Annotated in this window: 14 protein-coding genes; 5 read left to right on the forward strand and 9 right to left on the reverse strand. The window is 70.3% G+C overall.

Annotation, left to right across the window (positions count from 1 at the left end):
• Positions 1 to 357 precede the first annotated feature (357 nt).
• The 3 genes from A3AG_RS0126695 (at position 358) to A3AG_RS0126705 (ending at position 2881) form a co-directional block, all read left to right on the forward strand.
• Entirely contained in the window at positions 358 to 819 is a 462-nt protein-coding gene (locus A3AG_RS0126695; protein ID WP_018008349.1) for a tripartite tricarboxylate transporter TctB family protein, read from the forward strand.
• A 13-nt stretch (positions 820 to 832) separates the two neighbouring features.
• Positions 833 to 2335 carry a tripartite tricarboxylate transporter permease gene (locus A3AG_RS0126700; RefSeq protein WP_018008350.1) on the forward strand — a complete coding sequence of 501 codons (1503 nt, stop codon included), beginning with the start codon at positions 833 to 835 and terminating at the stop codon, positions 2333 to 2335.
• Between the two features lie 219 nt (positions 2336 to 2554).
• Positions 2555 to 2881: a helix-turn-helix transcriptional regulator gene (locus A3AG_RS0126705; protein ID WP_018008351.1), complete on the forward strand. Its 327-nt coding sequence runs from the start codon at positions 2555 to 2557 to the stop codon at positions 2879 to 2881.
• Positions 2882 to 2954: 73 nt separating this feature from the next.
• On the opposite strand, the gene A3AG_RS0126710 is transcribed toward A3AG_RS0126705, so the two are convergent.
• The 8 genes from A3AG_RS0126710 to A3AG_RS0126745 form a co-directional block, all read right to left on the reverse strand.
• Positions 2955 to 3737, reverse strand: a complete 783-nt coding sequence (locus A3AG_RS0126710; RefSeq protein WP_018008352.1) for a DUF4397 domain-containing protein — start codon at positions 3735 to 3737, stop codon at positions 2955 to 2957.
• A gap of 316 nt (positions 3738 to 4053) precedes the next feature.
• On the reverse strand, positions 4054 to 5091 hold the full coding sequence (locus A3AG_RS0126715; protein ID WP_026164498.1) for a diguanylate cyclase: 1038 nt from the start codon (positions 5089 to 5091) through the stop codon (positions 4054 to 4056).
• Between the two features lie 53 nt (positions 5092 to 5144).
• Positions 5145 to 6185 (reverse strand): chemotaxis response regulator protein-glutamate methylesterase, encoded by a 1041-nt coding sequence (gene cheB / locus A3AG_RS0126720; protein WP_018008354.1) that lies wholly within the window; start codon positions 6183 to 6185, stop codon positions 5145 to 5147.
• Positions 6182 to 8485, reverse strand: a complete 2304-nt coding sequence (locus A3AG_RS0126725; RefSeq protein WP_018008355.1) for a hybrid sensor histidine kinase/response regulator — start codon at positions 8483 to 8485, stop codon at positions 6182 to 6184. The genes cheB and A3AG_RS0126725 overlap by 4 nt, the downstream gene beginning before the upstream one ends.
• On the reverse strand, positions 8482 to 9216 hold the full coding sequence (locus tag A3AG_RS0126730; RefSeq protein WP_018008356.1) for a chemotaxis protein CheW: 735 nt from the start codon (positions 9214 to 9216) through the stop codon (positions 8482 to 8484). The genes A3AG_RS0126725 and A3AG_RS0126730 overlap by 4 nt, the downstream gene beginning before the upstream one ends.
• Positions 9209 to 10528: a CheR family methyltransferase gene (locus tag A3AG_RS0126735; protein WP_018008357.1), complete on the reverse strand. Its 1320-nt coding sequence runs from the start codon at positions 10526 to 10528 to the stop codon at positions 9209 to 9211. Before A3AG_RS0126735 ends, A3AG_RS0126730 begins: the two co-directional genes overlap by 8 nt.
• Positions 10525 to 11001: a chemotaxis protein CheW gene (locus A3AG_RS0126740; RefSeq protein WP_018008358.1), complete on the reverse strand. Its 477-nt coding sequence runs from the start codon at positions 10999 to 11001 to the stop codon at positions 10525 to 10527. Before A3AG_RS0126740 ends, A3AG_RS0126735 begins: the two co-directional genes overlap by 4 nt.
• A 39-nt stretch (positions 11002 to 11040) precedes the next feature.
• On the reverse strand, positions 11041 to 12693 hold the full coding sequence (locus tag A3AG_RS0126745) for a methyl-accepting chemotaxis protein (RefSeq protein ID WP_018008359.1): 1653 nt from the start codon (positions 12691 to 12693) through the stop codon (positions 11041 to 11043).
• Positions 12694 to 12931: 238 nt separating this feature from the next.
• Here A3AG_RS0126745 and A3AG_RS0126750 point away from each other — a divergent pair, with 238 nt between their 5' ends.
• Positions 12932 to 14260 (forward strand): putative bifunctional diguanylate cyclase/phosphodiesterase, encoded by a 1329-nt coding sequence (locus A3AG_RS0126750; RefSeq protein ID WP_018008360.1) that lies wholly within the window; start codon positions 12932 to 12934, stop codon positions 14258 to 14260.
• Between the two features lie 286 nt (positions 14261 to 14546).
• The gene (locus A3AG_RS32060; protein WP_018008361.1) at positions 14547 to 17222 is read left to right on the forward strand and encodes a DUF6600 domain-containing protein; all 2676 of its coding nucleotides are present in this window, start codon (positions 14547 to 14549) and stop codon (positions 17220 to 17222) included.
• A gap of 91 nt (positions 17223 to 17313) precedes the next feature.
• Here A3AG_RS32060 and A3AG_RS0126760 read toward each other — a convergent pair whose 3' ends face one another.
• Positions 17314 to 18495, reverse strand: a complete 1182-nt coding sequence (locus A3AG_RS0126760; protein ID WP_018008362.1) for an ABC transporter substrate-binding protein — start codon at positions 18493 to 18495, stop codon at positions 17314 to 17316.
• Positions 18496 to 18558: the final 63 nt, after the last annotated feature.

Raw genomic sequence — 18558 nt, forward strand, 5'->3', positions numbered from 1 at the left:
CCAGCGCACGCGTGGGCTGCCCGGCACGGCAGCGGTGCGCGTCTTTCCGGCCGCGCCTTGCGTTGATGCAAGTGCGCGCGCCGTCTTGTTGGTCTGAATTCCTGTCCGCTTTCTCATTTGACTGAACGCGCAAATACATCACGTTGTGATGTATTTGCGCGCGCCATTCGGCTGGATTTGCCTTGTTTTAAGGGGTTATTGGTAAATACCCCTAGAACCAGACAAATGAAAGGCACCTGAAAGATCACGTCTCTAAGGTTCGGGGCAACCGTCGGGGAGCATGCCCGCTTGCATCCTGTTGCGCCTGAGCCAGTGCACCCCCGGCACGGCATTTCGTGAACTTTGAGGAGAATCGTTTTGCGCATACGCAGCCAAAAGGACTTTGCCTCCGGCCTGATGTTCGTTCTGGTCGGGCTGGGCTTTTCCTGGGTCGCTCGCGGCTATTCCATGGGGACGGCCGCCAAGATGGGACCCGGATACTTTCCATTCCTGCTGGGCCTGGTCCTTGCACTGCTGGGAGCGGTGGTGCTGCTGAGCTCGCTGTCGCCCAAGGGCGAGCAGGACCACCTGGCCCGCTGGGACCTGAAGACCTTGCTGTGGATCCTCGGCTCGGTGGTGCTGTTCGGCCTGCTGCTCAAGCCGCTCGGCATGGTGCTGTCGGTGTTCGTGCTGGTGCTGGTGTCGTCGATGGCCAGCCACGAATTCAGCTGGAAGGGCGCGCTGCTCAACGCGGTGGTGCTGGTGCTGATCAGCCTGGGCGCCTTCGTGTACGGCATCAACCTGCAGATGCCGGTGTGGCCGGCCTTCATCACCGGTTAAGGAGCGCCGCATCATGGAATTGTTTGAACACCTCGCGCTGGGTTTTTCCACCGCGCTGTCGCTGCAGAACCTGGCCTATGCCTTCCTGGGCTGCGTGCTGGGCACGCTGATCGGCGTGCTGCCGGGCCTCGGGCCGCTGGCCACCATCGCCATGCTGCTGCCGATCACCTACACGCTGCCGCCGGTGGCCGCGCTGATCATGCTGGCCGGCATCTACTACGGCGCCCAGTACGGCGGCTCGACCACCGCCATCCTGGTGAACCTGCCGGGCGAATCGTCGTCGGTGGTGACCACCATCGATGGCTACCAGATGGCGCGGCGCGGACGGGCAGGGGTGGCGCTGGCCACCGCGGGCCTGGGTTCGTTCTTCGCCGGCTGCGTCGCCACGCTGATCCTGGCTGCCTTCGCCACGCCGCTGTCGGAGATCGCCTTCAAGTTCGGCCCGGCCGAGTATTTCTCGCTGATGGTGCTGGGCCTGATCGGCGCCGTGGTGCTGGCTTCCGGCTCGCTGCCGAAGGCGATCGCGATGATCGTGCTGGGCCTGCTGCTGGGGCTGATCGGCACCGACGTCAACTCGGGCGCGGCGCGCTTCTCGTTCGACGTGCCCGAGCTGACCGACGGCATCGACTTCGTCGCGCTGGCGATGGGCATGTTCGGCTTTGCCGAGATCATCGCCAACCTGGAGCAGAAGGAAGCCCGCGAGACCTTTACCAACAAGGTCACCAACCTGTTCCCGACCAGGGAAGACTTCAAGCGCATGATCCCGGCGGTGCTGCGCGGCACCGCGCTGGGCTCGGCGCTGGGCATCCTGCCGGGCGGCGGGGCCTCGCTGGCATCGTTCGCGGCGTACTCGCTGGAGAAGAAGACTTCCAGGAACGCGCATGAGTTCGGCAAGGGCGCGATCGAGGGCGTGGCCGGTCCGGAATCGGCCAACAACGCCGCGGCGCAGACCTCGTTCATCCCGCTGCTGACGCTGGGCATTCCGCCCAACGCGGTGATGGCGCTGATGGTGGGGGCGATGACCATCCACAACATCCAGCCCGGCCCGCAGGTGATGACCAGCAACCCGTCGCTGTTCTGGGGCCTGATCGCCTCGATGTGGATCGGCAACCTGATGCTGATCATCCTGAACCTGCCGATGATCGGCATCTGGGTGAAGCTGCTGACCGTGCCCTACCGCTTCCTGTACCCGGCGATCCTGGTGTTCTGCGGCATCGGCGTGTACTCGGTCAACAACCAGACCTTCGACGTGTTCATGGCCGCGGGCTTCGGCGTGATCGGCTACCTGTTCCTGAAGCTCAAGTGCGAACCGGCGCCGCTGCTGCTCGGCTTCGTGCTGGGACCGATGATGGAAGAGAACTTCCGCCGCACGCTGCTGCTGTCGCGTGGTGACTTCAGCGTGTTCGTGACCCGTCCGCTGTCGCTCGGCCTGCTGATCGCCGCAGCGGTGCTGGTCGTGATCGTGGCGCTGCCGTCGATCAAGGCCAAGCGCGAGGAAGCGTTCCAGGAAGACTAGCGCCGGCGAGCGCCCCGGAATGGCGCCGTCCCGCAAGCGGCCGGCGCCAGCAACGCAAGCTTTCGGGGTGCCTTCGCGCACCCCGTTTGCTTTCGCGGGCGCGGCGCGCGCCGCGCGTCCGCCCGCCTTGTTCCCAGAGAGTGCCCGACTGCGGCAGCAGTCATGGGCTGCGCATGATAGATCAGGATTCCCGCACCATCGGGTGCGCCGACAGCGCCCATGAAAACGCCTACCCTTGACCGGTTTTTCTCACGCATCTATGTGCTCAAGCTGGTCCAGTCGAGCCCGTCCACGGTGCTCAGCCTGGTCGACCGGCTGCGCGAGCGCGGCATCGACAAGAACATCCGCTCGCTGCGGCCGATCCTGCGCAGCCTGATGATGGCCCGCGCCATCACCGCCGAGCTTGTCGAAGGCAGCGGCCGCGTGTATTGCATCACCGCGCAGGGGCGGGCCGAACTGGAAACGTATATCTCCCATCTGGCCGTGCTGAAGGCGGAACTGCAACCTGTCGACGAAACGCCGGCGCGGCACGACGCCCAGCCTTGAGCCAAAAAAAGGCCGGTCCCTCAGGACCGGCCTCCGCATGCTGCCCGCCTGCCGCGGGCAACCGCGACAGCGGTTATTGCGTGGTCACCAGCTCCAGGCCGGCTTGCGACTCGTCGTCGCCGCGCGCCACCAGCACCTTGATCTTGTTCGGCGTCAGGCCGGCGATGCCATCCGACGGGATGGTGGTGATCAGCCAGTCGGCGTTGTTCGCCAGCGTCAGCGCGCCCGAGTCGAAGATCACGGTCTTGGTGCCGGCCGGGGTGATACGCAGGCGATAGGTGGTGTTGCCATCCAGGTCGATCGAATCCTGGCCCGATGCCGGCGAAGCCTGCTTGTAGCCCACCGCGGCGAAGGTCGGCGCGACCGAGTTCAGGTCGATCGCGGGCAGGGTCACGTAGATGTCGATGTTCTGCGCATTGAACGAAGCGTTGAGCGAGCGCAGGCGCGCCTTGTTCGACAGCAGGCCCTTGCCGAACGGATCGTCGATCGTCACCGTTTCGGCGGTGGCTGCGCCGGGCAGCGCCACCACGGTGTACTTGTGGCCGGTGGCCGCGACCAGGCTGGCGCGGGCCAGTTCGGTCTGCGTGCCGGCGGTGTTGAACGAGATCAGCTGGTTGCCGGTTTCAACGTTGAAGTAGGTCGAGACGAACTTGTAGGGCTTGTTGACCATGCTGGTGAGCGTGCCGTTCTGCAGCACGTCGACATTGGGGCCGCCGGTGACGGCGTGGATTACGCGCACGCTCGGCTTGCTCAGGCCGATGCGGTCATCGATGCCGTCATCGCCGCCGCCGCACGCTGTCAGTACCGCGGTCGCGGCCAGCGCGAGGCCAAGGAAAAGGGTCTTGGATCGAAGCATGGGTCACCTCTTGCTGTTGGAGTCAGAGACGAGCTGGCCCATGCCGGCGCGGAACGCGGCGGCCGCGTGGCCAGTTGCTATCTGGTATGCAGGCGCGGGATCACGCTTGCCGTGATGCAACGATAGGTTTGAAGCCGCAGGCCAGACAGGCGCGACGCTCCGAATTCAGTGTCGGACGATTCCGACAGTAAGTGATGCCTGCGCGGGCGCGACAGGCGGCGCGCCTTGCCGGCGCAAGCGCGGCGGCGCGGCAAGACGCGGCCGCGGCCCGCGATGCCGGCTGCGCAGATGTGTAACCGGTTGTTGCCGCCGCGGCTCAGGCCGTCGACATCATGACCTGGTTGCGGCCGTTGCGCTTGGCCTGGTACAGGCCCGCATCGGCCTCCTGCACCAGCTGGCTGGGCTGCGCGTCGGGCTGGGGCACCAGCACCGCGCCGCCGATGCTGACGGTGACGCAATTCAGGGCGGGCGAGCCGCTGTGGGCGATGGCCAGCCCCTGCACCGCGCGCCGCACCTTTTCGGCCAGCAGGCGCACGCCGCCGGGCGAGGTGGCCGGCAGCACCATGGCGAACTCTTCGCCGCCAAAGCGCGCGGGCAGGTCGGTGGCGCGCGCGCAGTTGTCGCGGATTACCGCGGCGACGCGGCGCAGCACGTCGTCGCCGGCGACGTGGCCATAAGTGTCGTTGTAGGCCTTGAAGGCGTCGACATCGATCATCAGCAGCGCCAGCTGGGTTTGCTCGCGCTGCGCGCGGCGCCATTCCGCGCCGAGGTATTCGTCGAAATAGCGCCGGTTGGACAAGCCGGTCAGCCCGTCCGAATTGGTCAGGCGCTGCAGCTCGAGGTTGGTCTCCAGCAGCTGCTGCTGGCTCTGGCGCAGCGCGCGGTAGGCCTCGTCGCGCTGCAGCTGGTTCAGGTACGAGCGCGAGTGGTAGCGGATGCGCGCGATCAGCTCGATGCTGTCGGGCAGCTTGACCAGGTAGTCGTTGGCGCCGGCGGCAAAGGCCGCGCCCTTGGTCGCGGCTTCTTCCTTGGTCGACAGCACGATGATCGGGATGTCGCGCGTGGCGGGGTTGTCGCGATAGCGCTGCACCAGCGTCAGGCCGTCCATGCCAGGCATCACCAGGTCCTGCAGGATCACGGTCGGCTTGGTGCGCTGCGCCACGGCCACCGCTTCTTCGGGCTGCGAGCAGTAATGGAAGTCGATATCGGGCTCGGTGGCGAGCGCGCGGCGCACCGCTTCGCCGACCATGGCCTGGTCGTCCACCAGCAGCACCATGGCCAGGTACTCCTGCTTGTCGGTGGCGGCGGGCGTCGGCGCGGGCGCGGCAGACGGGTTGGAGGATTCGGGTTGCATGTTCAGTTCCTGTTGTCGCGGTCCCGGCGCGGCCTGGGACCGGTTGCATTCTTTCAGACGGGCGGCGCCGGCTGCCATGTCATCGCCGCCGGGCCGCACGCCTGCACCAGGCGCGGCGCGATGCGCGGCAGTGGCAGGATCTCGGCGGCGGCGCCGAGCGCGGCCGCGGCCTTGGGCATGCCGTACACGGCGCTGGTGGCGCGGTCCTGGGCGATGGTCAGGAAGCCGCGGTCGCGCATCGCCTTCAGCCCCAGCGCGCCGTCGCGCCCCATGCCGGTGAGCAGCACGCCGATCACGTCGCCGCGCCAGTGTTCCACCACGCTTTCGAAGAACACGTCGATGGACGGGCGGTAAAGGTAGTCGCAGGGTTGCTCGGTGTAGGCCAGCCGGCTCGGGCTGGCCAGGCGCAGGTGGTCGTTGGTGCCGGCCAGCAGCACGGTGCCGGCCTGGGGCGTCTCGCCGGCGCGGGCGATGCGCACCGGCAGCGCGCACTGGCCGTCGAGCCAGTCGGCCATGCCGGCGGCAAAGGCCTCGTCGACATGCTGCACGGTGACCACCGCGGCGCCGAAGTCTGTCGGCAGTCCGCCCAGCAGCGCGGCCAGCGCGGCCGGGCCGCCGGCCGAGGCGCCGATCGCCACCAGCCGGGGCGCGCTGACCGCGCGCGGCGCCACCGCCAGCGCATGCTGCGGTGCCACCCGGCCCGCCAGCAGGCGCGCGATATTGCGCAGCTTGCGCAGCAGCGGCCCGGCGGCAAGCTGCGCATCGGCCTCGGCCAGCGTAGGGGTGTCGACCGCATCGATGGCGCCATGGCCCATGGCGTCGAAGACCTGCGTCGCGTTGCGCCCCAGGTCCATGGTTACCACCACGATGGCGCACGGTGTGGCGGCCATGATCCGGCGCGTGGCCTCGACCCCGTCCATGACCGGCATCAGCAGGTCCATCAGGATCAGGTCCGGGGTCTGTTGCGCGGCCATCTGCACCGCCTGGGCGCCGTCGCCGGCGATCCACGCGATCTCGAACGACGGATCCAGCGCCAGTGCGCGGCGCAGCGCGGCGACCGCGAGCGCGGAATCATTGACGATGCCGATTTTCATGGACGTGCCTCGCCGATCAGGTCCTGGACCGCGTCGAGCAACGCGGCGTCGTGGAAACTGCCCTTGGCCAGATAATAGTCCGCGCCGGCCTCCAGGCCGCGCTGGCGGTCCTGTTCGCGGTCCTTGTACGACACCACCATCACCGGCAGCTGGCGCAGCGCGGCGTCCTGGCGGATGCGCCGCACCAGCTCGATGCCGTCCATGCGCGGCATGTCGATGTCGGTGATGACCAGGTCGAAGGGCTCGGCACGCAGCACGTTCCAGCCGTCCATGCCGTCGACCGCCACCGTCACGTCATAGCCGCGCCCGGCCAGCAGCTTGCGCTGCAGCTCGCGCACGGTCAGCGAGTCGTCCACCACCAGCACCCGCCGCGCGCGCGCCTGCACGCTGGCCGCCGCGCCCTGGCGCACGCCTTCGATGCGGCCTTCGGAGACCAGCTTTTCGACCGAGCGGATCATGTCCTCGACATCGAAGATCAGCACCGGCGTGCCGTCGTCGGTCAGGCTGCCGGCGGCAATGTCGCGGATCTTGCCCAGCGCCGCGGGCAGCGGCTGCACCACCAGCAGGCGTTCGCCCAGCATGCGGTCGACGGCGATGCCATAGGTGCGCTCGCCCTCGCCGATGACCACCACCGGGACCTGCTCGCGCGCCGGCGCGTCGGCGCCCTCCCGTTGCAGCACCTGCGCCGCGCTGACCAGCCCGATGGCGCGGCCTTCGTGGCGGAAGTGCTGGTGGCCTTCGGTCTGTTCGATCTCGCCGCGCGCCACCGCGGTCGCGCGCAGCACGCGGCCCAGCGGAAAGGCATAGGCTTCGCCGGCGACGTCCACCAGCAGCGTGCGCACCACCGACAGCGTCAGCGGCAGTTCCAGGCTGAAGTGCAGGCCGTGGCCCGGCTGCTGCGTCAGGCGCAGGCTGCCGCGCACGCGGCGCACCATCTCCTGCACCGCGTCTAGGCCGACGCCGCGCCCCGAGACTTCGGAGACGGTCTCGCGCATGCTGAAGCCAGGCAGCAGCAGGAAGTCGAGCAGCTCGGCCTGCGACAGCCGCGCCGCGGTGTCCTCGGAGGCCAGGCGCCGCCGCACGATGGCGCGCCGCAGCGCTTCCAGGTCGACCCCTGCGCCGTCGTCGGAGATCTCGATCTGCAGCCGGCCGGCGTTGTGGCGCGCGTGCAGCGTCACAACGCCCTCCGGCGGCTTGCCCAGCGCCGCGCGTACCGCCGGCGCTTCGATGCCATGGTCGACGGCATTGCGCAGCAGGTGGGCCAGCGGCGCATCGAGCGCCTCGAGGATGTCGCGGTCCACCTGCGTGCCGGCGCCCGACAGTTCCAGATGCACTGACTTGCCCAGCGAGCGGCCCAGGTCGCGCACCATGCGCGCGTAGCCGGCCAGGCCGTCGGACAGCGGGCGCATGCGCGAGGCCAGCGCGCTGTCGTAGAGCCGGCGCGCCAGGCGGGTGGCGCGATGGTCGTAATGTTCGAACTCGTCCAGCCGCGCCGCCAGCTGCTGGTGGCCGTCGTCGAGCAGCTGGCGCAGTTCGGCCAGCGCCGCGTGCGCCGCCGACAATGCCTGCGCGCCAGCGCCATCCTGCGCTTCGCGCAAGGCCTGCTGCAGCGTGTCGGCCGCGCGCAGCGCGCGCGCCTGCTGGCGCCGCGCCTTTTGCAGCGAGGCGCCGAACGGCCGCAGCCAGTGCGATTCGACCATGGCCTCGCCCGACAGCGCCAGCAGCTGGTCCAGCGCATCGGCATTGACGCGCAGCATGCGCTCGTGGCCGTCTTTGGCGTGCGCGGCAATGGGTGCCGCGGGCGCGGGTTCAGGGTCGACGGGAGGCGCAGCGGCGGGCGCGTGGACCGGGGCGGGAGCGGGCGCGTCCGTTGCGGCGGGCTGGGCCGGCATGCCGCCGCCGTCGAGCGAGTTCAGCCGCTGCACCACCGCGTCGATCTCGGCGCGGCCGGCCTGCTCGGACCAGTCCGGGTCGCCGCCGGGCGGATGGCCGATGCGCAGCAGCAGGTCGGTGCCCTGCAGCAGCGCATCGATATGCGCGGCGGCCAGCGGCATGCCGCCCTGCGCGGCGACCAGGCAGTCTTCCATTGCATGCGCCAGCCGCACGCCGCCATCGAGCCCGACGATGCGGGCCGCGCCCTTGAGCGAGTGGGCCGCGCGCATGCACGCCTCCAGCTGCTCGGGCGCGCCCGGGTTGCGCTCCAGCGCCAGCAGGCCGGCGTTGAGGATCTCGGCTTGGGCGTCGGCTTCGAGCGCAAACAGGTCCAGCAGCGAGGCGTCGCGCAGTTGTTCGGGGTTCATGCCAGGCTCCGTGTCAGTGCCTGGCGCACCTGCGCGGCGTCGAGCAGGCCGACGCTGCGGCCCTGGTCGACGAACAGCGCCTGCGTATAGCGGGCCGAGCCCCGTGCCAGCGTGGCGGGCAGCGGCTGCAGCGCGGCGCGCCGCACGCGCACGATGCCGGCGATCTCGGCCACCGGCAGGGCGATCGCGGCGCGCCCTTGTCCGAGGATCAGAAAACGGCTGCCGGCGGCATCGGGCTCGGCCCGCGCCGCGCCCGTGTCGAACAGGTGCGCCAGCGACAGGCAGGCCAGCAGGTTGCCGCGCACCGCGGCCAGCCCCAGCACGGCGGCATCGCGACGGTGGGGCAGCGCATGGACCGGGCACGGCGCGGTCACTTCGCCCAGCGCGGCGGTGGGCAGCGCCAGCCATTCATCGCCGATGCGGAAAACCAGGCAGGCCAGCGCGTTGGCGTCCTGCGCCTGGTCGTTGCCGTTGCCGCTGTCGTTGCCGCCGTCGTCGGCCGCGCCGGCTAGGTCGGCGGCATCCGGCAGTTGCAGCAGGGCCTGGTCCATCTGCTGCGCGTCCAGCAACATCGCGGCGGCCTGCGCGTAGGTCGGGCAGTTGCGGCAGTGCGCGTGCTCGACCAGCGCCGGGCAGCTGCCGTCGCCGCGCACGCCGATGCGCCGCCAGCAGTCGTCCACGCCTTCGGCGCGCACCACGGTGGCAAAGGGAGGGGCCTGGGTCTCAGCCATGGTGCTTGCGGGTATGGCGCTGCGCGCGCTGGCGCAGGCGGGTGGCGCCGCCGTGGTCGCCTTCGGTGTCGAGCAGCGCGGCCAGGTGATACAGGCTTTCCTGGTGCGACGGATCCAGGTACAGCGCCTTGCGGTAGGCCGCATGCGCCTGGGCGGTGCGGCCGGCGGCGTCGTGCAGCACGCCGAGCATGCCATAGGCATCGGCCAGGGCGGTGCCATCGGCGTCCGGCGCGGCGCGGTCGAGCAGCGCCAGGCATGCGGCGGTGGCCGCGTCCAGCTCGCCGCGGTCGGCCATGGCGGCAATGTCGGCCAGCGCGGCAGCGTGCGTGCCGGCCGCAGGCTTTGCGGCCGGTGCTGCCGTTGGTGCTGCTGTCGGTGCTGCCGCCGGCGCGGGCGCGCGCACCGCCGGCGCACGCATGGTCGTGGGCGGGCGGGGCAGCCGCGGCGGCGCGGCCATGCGGGGCGGCTGGGTGGCGTGGACGGGCGGGTGGGACGGCGGCCGGGCGCGCGGCGCCGCGGCCGCCGGCTTGCGGAAGGCAAAGGACAGCGGAATGCCGACCGGTTCCAGCCCCTGCGCGCTCAGCACGCTGGCCTCGGCCGGGCCGACGAAGAGCAGGCCATCGGCCATGGTCAGGCGCACCAGCGTCTGCACCGCCTGGCGTTGCCCGGCGGCGTCGAAATAGATCAGCAGGTTGCGGCAGAACACGAAGTCATAGGGCGCTTCGCCCGCCAGCAGGCCGGGCTCGACCAGGTTGCCCTGCAGCAGCCGCACCTGCCCGCGCACCCGCGGGTCCAGCACGTAGCCCGTCGGCGTGGCGGTGAAATAGCGGTCGCGGAAGTCCAGCGGGCCGCTGCGGAAGGCATTGGCGTTGTAGTGCGCCTGGTGCGCGCGGGCCAGCGCGCGCGCGCTGATGTCGACCGCGTCGATATAGAAGCGCCCCGGCGGCACGCCGGCGTCGAGCAGCGCCATGGCGATCGAATACGGCTCTTCGCCGGTGGAGCAGGGCAGGCTCAGCAGCCGCAGCGTGCGCCTGCCGTCGGCAAAGGCGCGCTCCGCGGCAAAGCGGCCCAGCGCCAGCAGGGCTTCGCGGTGCCGGAAGAACCAGGTCTCGGGCACCACCACGGCCTCGATCAGCGCCTGGAATTCGTCGGCGGTGCCCTGCAGCAGCTGCCAGTAGGACTCGGGATCGGGCGCCTGCCGCGCCTGCTGGCGCTCGCGCACGGCGCGCGCCACCGCGCCGCTGCCGATGGCGCCGGCGTCAAGGCCGATGCGGGCCTTGAGCAGCGCTTCGATATGCGCGGCGGTGCTCACGCGGCGGCCTCCCCGACGGCATCGGCGAACAGCATGTCGTGGACATCGTCCGGCAGCAGCGCGCCGACCCTGACCCATTGCACCAGCCCGCGCGCGTCATGCCGCACCGGCCCGAGGTAGCGCGGGCTGGCGCCGGCGAGGCCGGCATCGACGAACGATTCCGCCGGACAGCGCAGGGTCTGGGTGGCCGCCTCCAGGCGCAGGCCGAGCAGCCGCATGGGCTCGCTGTCATCGCGGCGGTAGTGGACCAGTACCGTGCGCGTGCTGGTGCGCAGCGCGGCGGGCACGCCGGTGGCGAGGGCGGGCAGGTCGATCACCGGCACCGGCTGGCCGCGGCGCTGCATCAGTCCCGCCACCCAGGCCGGCGCGCCGGGAATCTGCTTCAGGCGCGTCAGCGGCAGCACCTCGGCCACTTCGGCCGCGTCGAGCGCGTAGTGGTCGGCGCCGAGGCGGAACAGCAGGAAGAGTTTCATGGCGGCGGCGCGTTACGGCCCGGTGCGGAGACCGGCAGCCTAGACCTTGAAGCGCGACACGCCGCTGCGCAGGTCGTTGGCGACCAGCGTCAGCTCGTCGATCGCCTGGCTCGACTGGCGCAGCGATTCCACGGTCTGCTGCGCGGCCTCGGACAACTGCATCAGCGCCTGGTTGATCTGCTCGGCGCCGCCGGCCTGCGCCTGCATGCCTTCATTGACCATCAGCACGCGCGGCGCGAGCGACTGCACCTGGGCGATGATCTGCGACAGCTGGTCGCCCACCTGCGTGACCTCGGACATGCCGCGGCGCACCTCTTCCGAGAACTTGTCCATGCCCATCACGCCGGCCGATACCGCCGACTGGATCTCGCGCACCATCTGCTCGATGTCGTACGTGGCGACCGCGGTCTGGTCGGCCAGGCGGCGGATCTCGGTGGCTACCACCGCAAAGCCGCGGCCGTATTCGCCGGCCTTCTCGGCCTCGATCGCGGCGTTCAGCGACAGCAGGTTGGTCTGGTCGGCGACCTTGGCGATGGTGGTCACCACCTGGTTGATATTGCCGGCCTTCTCGTTGAGCGTGGCCAGCTTGGCATTGACCGAGCCGGCGGCATCCATGACATGCTGCATGGTGCTTTCCATGCGCGACAGCCCGACCTGCCCGGTGCCGGCCAGCCCCGCCGCCTGCTCGGCGGCGCTGGAGACTTCGTGGATGGTGCGCACCAGGTCGCGCGCGGTGGCCGAGATCTCGCGCGAGGTCGCGCCGATCTGGGTGGTGGTGGCGGCGGTCTCGGTGGCCGTGGCCTGCTGCTGGCGCGCCGTGGCGGCGATCTCGTTGACCGAGGTGGTGACCTGGATCGCGGTGCGCTGGGCCTGGCCCACCAGCGAGGTCAGCTCGCCGGTCATCTGGTTGAAGCCTTCCTCGACTTCGTGGAATTCATCCTTGCGGCGCAGCGCCATGCGCAGGCGCAGGTCGCCGCCGCGGATGCCGGCCAGCAGGCTGACGATCGACTGCATCGGCACCGTGATCGCGCGCAGCAGCAGGTAGCCGCAGAGCAGCGCTACCGCCACCGCCACGATCAGCGCCGCTTCGATGCCGATCTTGGCGGCATTGACGGCATCGTCGATGCCTTGCGCAGCGCGCGCGCTGACCGCGCTGTTGTCGTCCACCACGCGCTGGGTCGCCTTGCGCGCGTCGATCCAGCGGTCATGCGTTTCGCCCCGCAGCGCCGCCGCGGCGGCGGCGCCGTCCCAGTCGCCCTGGCGCGACAGGATCTGGGCCGCCTGTTCGTAGCGCGCGCGCATGTCGCGATAGGCCTGGAAGTTGGCCCGGTCCTCGTCGCGGGTGATGGTGGTGTCGTATTGCTGCTCGAGCTTGTCGAGGCGGCTGGCCGCCTCCAGGGCTTGCTGCTGGAAGCGCCGCCGCTCGGCCTCGTCGGTGGCGTTGATGGTCTGCCAGGCCAGCACATAACGCTCGCCCCAGGCGCCGCGGATGGCTGTGCTGTAGGTCAGTCCGGGCAGCGCGTCATCCCGCATCAGCGCGGTTTCGCGCTCGATCGAAACCAGGCGGGTATAGGCAACCACGCCCATCAGCGCCATGACCAGCAGGATCAGCGAGAAGCTTGCCAGGATGCGCGTGCGGATGGTCCATTCATTCACGGTGAGATCCCGGTGATGTTCTTGTTGAAGGCGCAACGATGCCGGCCAGCGGGCCGCCGGGGCGGTTCGGGGGCGGTGGCGGGCGCCGATGCGCGGTAGGGTACTGTATGCGGCCGCGCGATTCAACGCGTGGCATGGTTGCGGCAGAGCTGGCGTTGCGCCGGCGCCTAGGGGTTTTGGCGTGTATCGGAACTGCTTGATTTTTTCCAAGTTTTCGTCACACTTGCTAAATTGCTAGCAGGTAACAATGTCGACAATTACAGATGGGGCAGGGATGGTGGCCAAGTCGGGGGCGAAGTCGGCTGGCGCCTCGCCAGGCTCGGATCTCGATCCGCTGACCGGCGTTGACAATCGCCAGGGCTTTCTGAAACGGCTGGAGGCACGCCTGCATAGCGAGGCTGTGCCGCGCTGCGCATTGCTGCTGATCGGCATTGACGACTTCCGCGCCTTCAACGACATGCACGGCCATGCCGAAGGTGACATCATCCTGCAGCGCGTGGCCCGCCGCCTGCGCGATGCCTCGCCCCGCGACGCCATCATCGGCCGCATCGGCAGCGACGAATTCGGCGTGCTGCTGCCGTCCATCGCCGATCCCACGCTGGTGCGCCACGTCAGCGCCGCGATCCTGTCGATGCTGTCTTCCCCCCACGAACATGCCGGGCGCCGCCACCATGTGCTGGCCAGCATCGGTGCCTGCGTCGCGCCCGCGGCCGGCGAACAGGCCTCGGACATGCTGGCGGCGGCCAGCCTGGCGCTGGCACGGGCCAAGCACGACGGCGGCCGCACCATCCGCTTCTTCAAGCCGCAGATGCGCTCGGACGTGACCACGCGCCTGTCGCTGGTGCAGGCCCTGCACGAGGCCTATGCCCAGCGCCAGTTCGAGCTGCTGTACCAACCCCAGGTCGACCTGCGCGACGGCCGCGTCCATGGCGCCGAGGCACTGATGCGCTGGCGCCATCCCACCCGCGGGCTGCTGTCGCCGGCAGCCTTCATCGACGCGCTGGCCGGCAGCAGCATCGCCAGCGATGTCGGCATGTGGCTGCTGCAGACTGCCTGTGCCCAGGCCCGTGCCTGGGCGCTGGCGTTTGCGCGTCCGCCGCGCGTGGCGATCAACCTGTTCGCGGCCCAGCTGTCCGAAAGCCGGCTGCTGACCGAGGTGCGCCACGTACTGCGGGCGCTGGAGCTGGCGCCCGACTGCCTCGAGATCGAGATCACCGAGACCATCGCCCTGCAGCAGGGCGACGAGGTCTCGGACCAGCTGCAGGCGTTGCGCCGCGACGGCATCACGCTGACCTGCGATGACTTCGGCACGGGCTATGCCTCGCTCAGCTTCCTCAAGTCGTTCCCGGTGGACCGGCTCAAGATCGACCAGTCCTTTATCCGCAACGTGACCGAAGACCCGGCCGACGCAGCCATCGTGCGCTCGGTGATCAACGTGGGCGCCAGCCTGCACATCGGCGTGGTGGCCGAAGGCGTGGAAACCCCCGAACAGCGCGATTTCCTGCTCGCCAACGGCTGCCATGAGGCACAGGGCTACCTGTACGGGCGGCCGATGCCGGCCGAGCGCCTGACCGAGATACTGCGCCAGCAAGCCGCCGGCTGAGCGGCAGCCGGCCCCGGACCGCCTACCCGGGCGTCCCGAAGTTGTTTCCACCTTTGACGGACAGGCCGCCCCTGCCACGGGCGGTACCGCCCGCCGCCCCGCCCGCAGCCTGCCCCGCGCTCCGGCCGGGCCGCCCGGCCCCGGCGCCTGGCGAAATACGAGCTTACAAACTGTGCCGCGCCGAACGCGCCGCCGCATCCGCGGCCATGTATGGTGACAATAGGGTGGCCGCCGGCGTGGGCCGGCCTGCCCGCCGACCCATGTCGGGTCCCGCTCCTGTTCTTCCATGTCTGATCCTTTCCAATCCGCTGGCCGTTTTCCACGCCGCCTTGGCGGCCGGCTGGCGCTGACCGCGCTGGCGGCCGCAGCCGGCCTCGCAGTGGCGGCTGCAGCACTGGCGCAGGTACCCGCCGCGCCGGGCGAGCCCTACCTCGATGCCCCGGTGGCCGACGCCGCGCTGCAGCAGGCCGATCCTTCCTCGCGCATCGCCACGCTGACCGCGGTCGACGGCAACCTCAGCTTTGCGCCCGCCGGCTCGGACATCTGGGCCGAGGCCGGGCTGAACCGGCCGGTCACCACCGGCGACCGGCTCTGGCTGGAGCCGGGCGGACGCGCCGAACTGCACGCCGGCACGGTGGCGCTGCGCATGGGCGGCGCCACTGCCGCCAGCATCCTGAACCTGGACGACAGCACCACCCAGGTCAAGCTGACCCAGGGCACGCTGCAGGTGCGGGTGCGCGCGTTGCCGCCGGGCCAGACCGTCGAGGTCGATACCCCCAACCTGGCCTTCGTGCCGCGCGAGCCCGGCGACTACCGGCTCGACGTGGCGCCCGACGGCAGTACCACCACCGTGACCCTGCGCCACGGCAGCGCGGTGGTCTACGGCGACAGCCGCACCATCGAACTGCAGCGCGGCGACCGCATGCGCTTTGCCGGCACCGACCTGGCCGATGCCGGCGGCGGCGCGGTGCCGGAAGACGCGTTCGACCGCTGGACCGCGGCGCGCGACGCGCGCGAGGACGCTTCGCCGTCGGCGCGCTATGTGCCACGCGAGATGCCGGGCTATGCCGCGCTGGACGGCTATGGCGACTGGCAGGAAGACCCGGGCTACGGCGCGATCTGGTTCCCGCGCGTGGTCAGCGCGGGATGGGTGCCGTACAGCGCCGGCCACTGGGCCTGGATCGCGCCCTGGGGCTGGACCTGGATCGACGACGCGCCGTGGGGCTTCGCGCCGTCGCATTACGGCCGCTGGGCTTATGTGGGCTCGCGCTGGGGCTGGGTCCCGGGGCCGCGCGTGCGGCCGTGCTATGCGCCGGCGCTGGTCGCCTTCGTCGGCGCCGCCGGGCCCGGCTGGAGCGTGCGCGTGGGCAGCGGACCCGGCGTGGCCTGGTATCCGCTGGGGCCGCGCGACGCCTACCGGCCGGTCTATCGCGCCAGCCCTACCTACGTCGCCCGCATCAACCGGGTCACCGTCAACAACTTCGTGATGGGCGACCGCCGCCCGCCGCCTTACGTCAACCGCACCGTGCCCGGCGCCATTACCGGCATGCCCGCGCGCAACTTTGTCGAAGGGCGTCCCGCGCGCGGCCTGCACCGCCCCGAATGGCGCAACCTGCCGGCGGGCGAGGCCCACGGCGCGCCGCCGGTGGCGCCGGTCAAGGGCAGCCTGGTGGGCGCGGCGCCGGTGCGGCCGCTGCCGCCGCAGGCGCGCCACGGCTTCGAACGGCAGGCCATTGCCGTGCGCCCGCCGGCCCGTCCGGCCACGGAAGACCTGGCCCGGCGTTTCGCGCGCGAGGGCGGGGTCGTGCCCGGTGCCGGTCCGGCCTGGCGCGGCGGCAACGAACGCCGGCCCGGCCGCGACGCACGGCCGGTGCCGGATGTGCGCATGAGCCAGGCCGCGATCGCATCGCGCGATCACGCCCCGGTACAGGCGCGCCCCGGGCGTATCGATGCCGACGGCGACGGCCGCGCGGATCGCAACGATGCGCAGGCCCGGCGCGAGCCGTGGCGCGGCCCTGGCCGCGGCCAGAGCACCCGGCCCGACGAGGCGCGCGGCTTTGCCGGGCAGCCGGACGTGCCCGGCGACGCCCAGCGGCAGCAACAGACCATGCCGCGAGAACAGCAGCGCCAGCAGGTCGAACAGCAGCGCCAGCAGGTGGAACAGCAGCGCGCGCTGCGCGAGCAGCAACGGCAGCTGGAAGAGCAGCGCCAGCAACGCATGCCGCCGCGCCAGTGGGCCGACGGTCAGGAGCGCCCCGACCCGGCGCGGCAGTCGCAGGAAATGCAGCGCCAGCGCTTCGAGCAGCAGCGGCAGATGCAGGAAGGGCAGCAGCGCCAGGCCGAGCAGCAGCAGCGGCAGATGCAGGACCAGCAGCGCGCGGCGCAGGAGCAGCAGCGCCAGATGCAGGACCAGCAGCGCGCGGCGCAGGAGCAGCAGCGCCAGCAGGCCATGCAGCGGCAGGCGGAGCAGCAGCGCCAGATGCAGGACCAGCAGCGCGCGGCGCAGGAGCAGCAGCGCCAGATGCAGGACCAGCAGCGCGCGGCGCAGGAGCAGCAGCGCCAGCAGGCCATGCAGCGGCAGGCGGACCAGCAGCGGCAGATGCAGGACCAGCAGCGCGCGGTGCAGGAGCAGCAGCGCCAGCAGGCCATGCAGCGGCAGGCCGAGCAGCAGCGCCAGATGCAGGAGCAGCAGCGGGCCATGCAGGAGCAGCAGCGCCAGCAGGCCATGCAGCGGCAGGCTGAACAGCAGCAGCGCCATATGCAGGAACAGCAACGGGCGATGCACGAGCAGCAGCGCCAGGCCGAGCAGCAGCAGCGGCAGATGCAGGACCAGCAACGGCAGATGCAGGAGCGCCAGCGCCAGCAAATGGACCAGCAGCGGCAAATGCAACAGCAGCAACGCGCGCAGCAGGAGCGTGGCCAGATGGAGGCGCGCCAGGGCCGCGACGGCGACCACCGCTAGCCGCGCCCGGCCGCCGCAAGGAAAAACCCCGGCATGCCTGGCGGCATGCCGGGGTTTGTGCTGCGCTGCCGTAGCGGCAGCGTGTCTCGCCTTACTTAGCCAGTTCGGACAAGCGCACCTGCGAGATCTTGCCGTTCTGCACCCAGCCGACCACGGTGTCGGCCATCGATCCGCCCCTGGCGTCGATGCCGTCGACTTCGTTGGGATTGACCTCCTTGGCCAGGCCCTTGACCGCATCCGGCATCTTCGCGCGGATCGCCGCGGCGTCGCTGGTGGTGCCGGCCAGCTTCATCGCGCCGGCCAGCGCATACACCATGGTGTAGTTCAGCGACATCTCGGTGGTGGCATCGCGCCCGTCGTGCAGCTTCTTGTACCGGCCATTGAAGGCCTGCGCGGCGGGGCGGCTGTCGTTGACCAGCGGCAGCACGCCGATCGAGCCCTCGAGCATGCCCAGGCCGTTGGTGACGCGGGCCATCTCGTCCATCTTGGCCTGGTCCATCACGATAAAGCCGCCCTTGAAGCCGAGTTCGCGCGCCTGCTTGACCACCAGCGCGGTGGGCTCCGACGGGCCGCCGACGAACATCACGTCCGGCTTCTCGCTGATGGCGCGCGACACGCCGCTGTAGAAGTCGGTGGCCTTGGTGTACGACATCGGGTTGTTGGCCACCACCTTGCCGCCCGCCGATTCCCAAGCCGGCACGAAGGCCTGCACCCAGGCCTTGGCGTAGTCGTGGTCGGCCGGCGCGAGCGCTACGTTCTTGCCGTAGCGCTTCATCTGCGCCTTGATGAACGGTTCGATATAGCCGGTATAGGCCGGCGGGATGCGGATGGTGAGCTTGTTGCCGGCATCGGTGATGCGCGGCACGCTGGAGTAGGCCATCACCAGGAATTTCTCCTGCTCGTTGAAGGCCTGCAGGGCAAAGATGCCGCCCGAATGCGGCACGAACACCGCCGGTGTCTTGTGCTGCTGCACCAGGCGGCGCCCGTTGATGGCGGCCTCGGCGGGCGAGTACTTGTCGTCCAGCGCCACCACCTCCAGCTTGACCTTCTTGCCCTTGACCTCCAGGCCCGCGGCATTGATCTCGTCGACGGCCATCTGCACGCCCGACAGCACGTTCTTGCCATACAGCGCGGCGCCGCCGGAAAGCGGGCCGGTGTAGCCGATCTTGACCACTTCCTGCGCCAGCGCGGCGCCCGAGGCCATGATGGCGGTCATGGCGGCCACGGCGGTGGCGGCCAGCGGGAAGATGCGGCGCATGAGGTTGTGTTGCATGGTGTTGTCTCCTGAAAGTACTGCGCTTGTTTTGCCTGCTGTCGTTCTGTCCGACCGCTTTGT

The organism is Cupriavidus neocaledonicus (assembly GCF_000372525.1).
Classification (GTDB): domain Bacteria; phylum Pseudomonadota; class Gammaproteobacteria; order Burkholderiales; family Burkholderiaceae; genus Cupriavidus; species Cupriavidus neocaledonicus.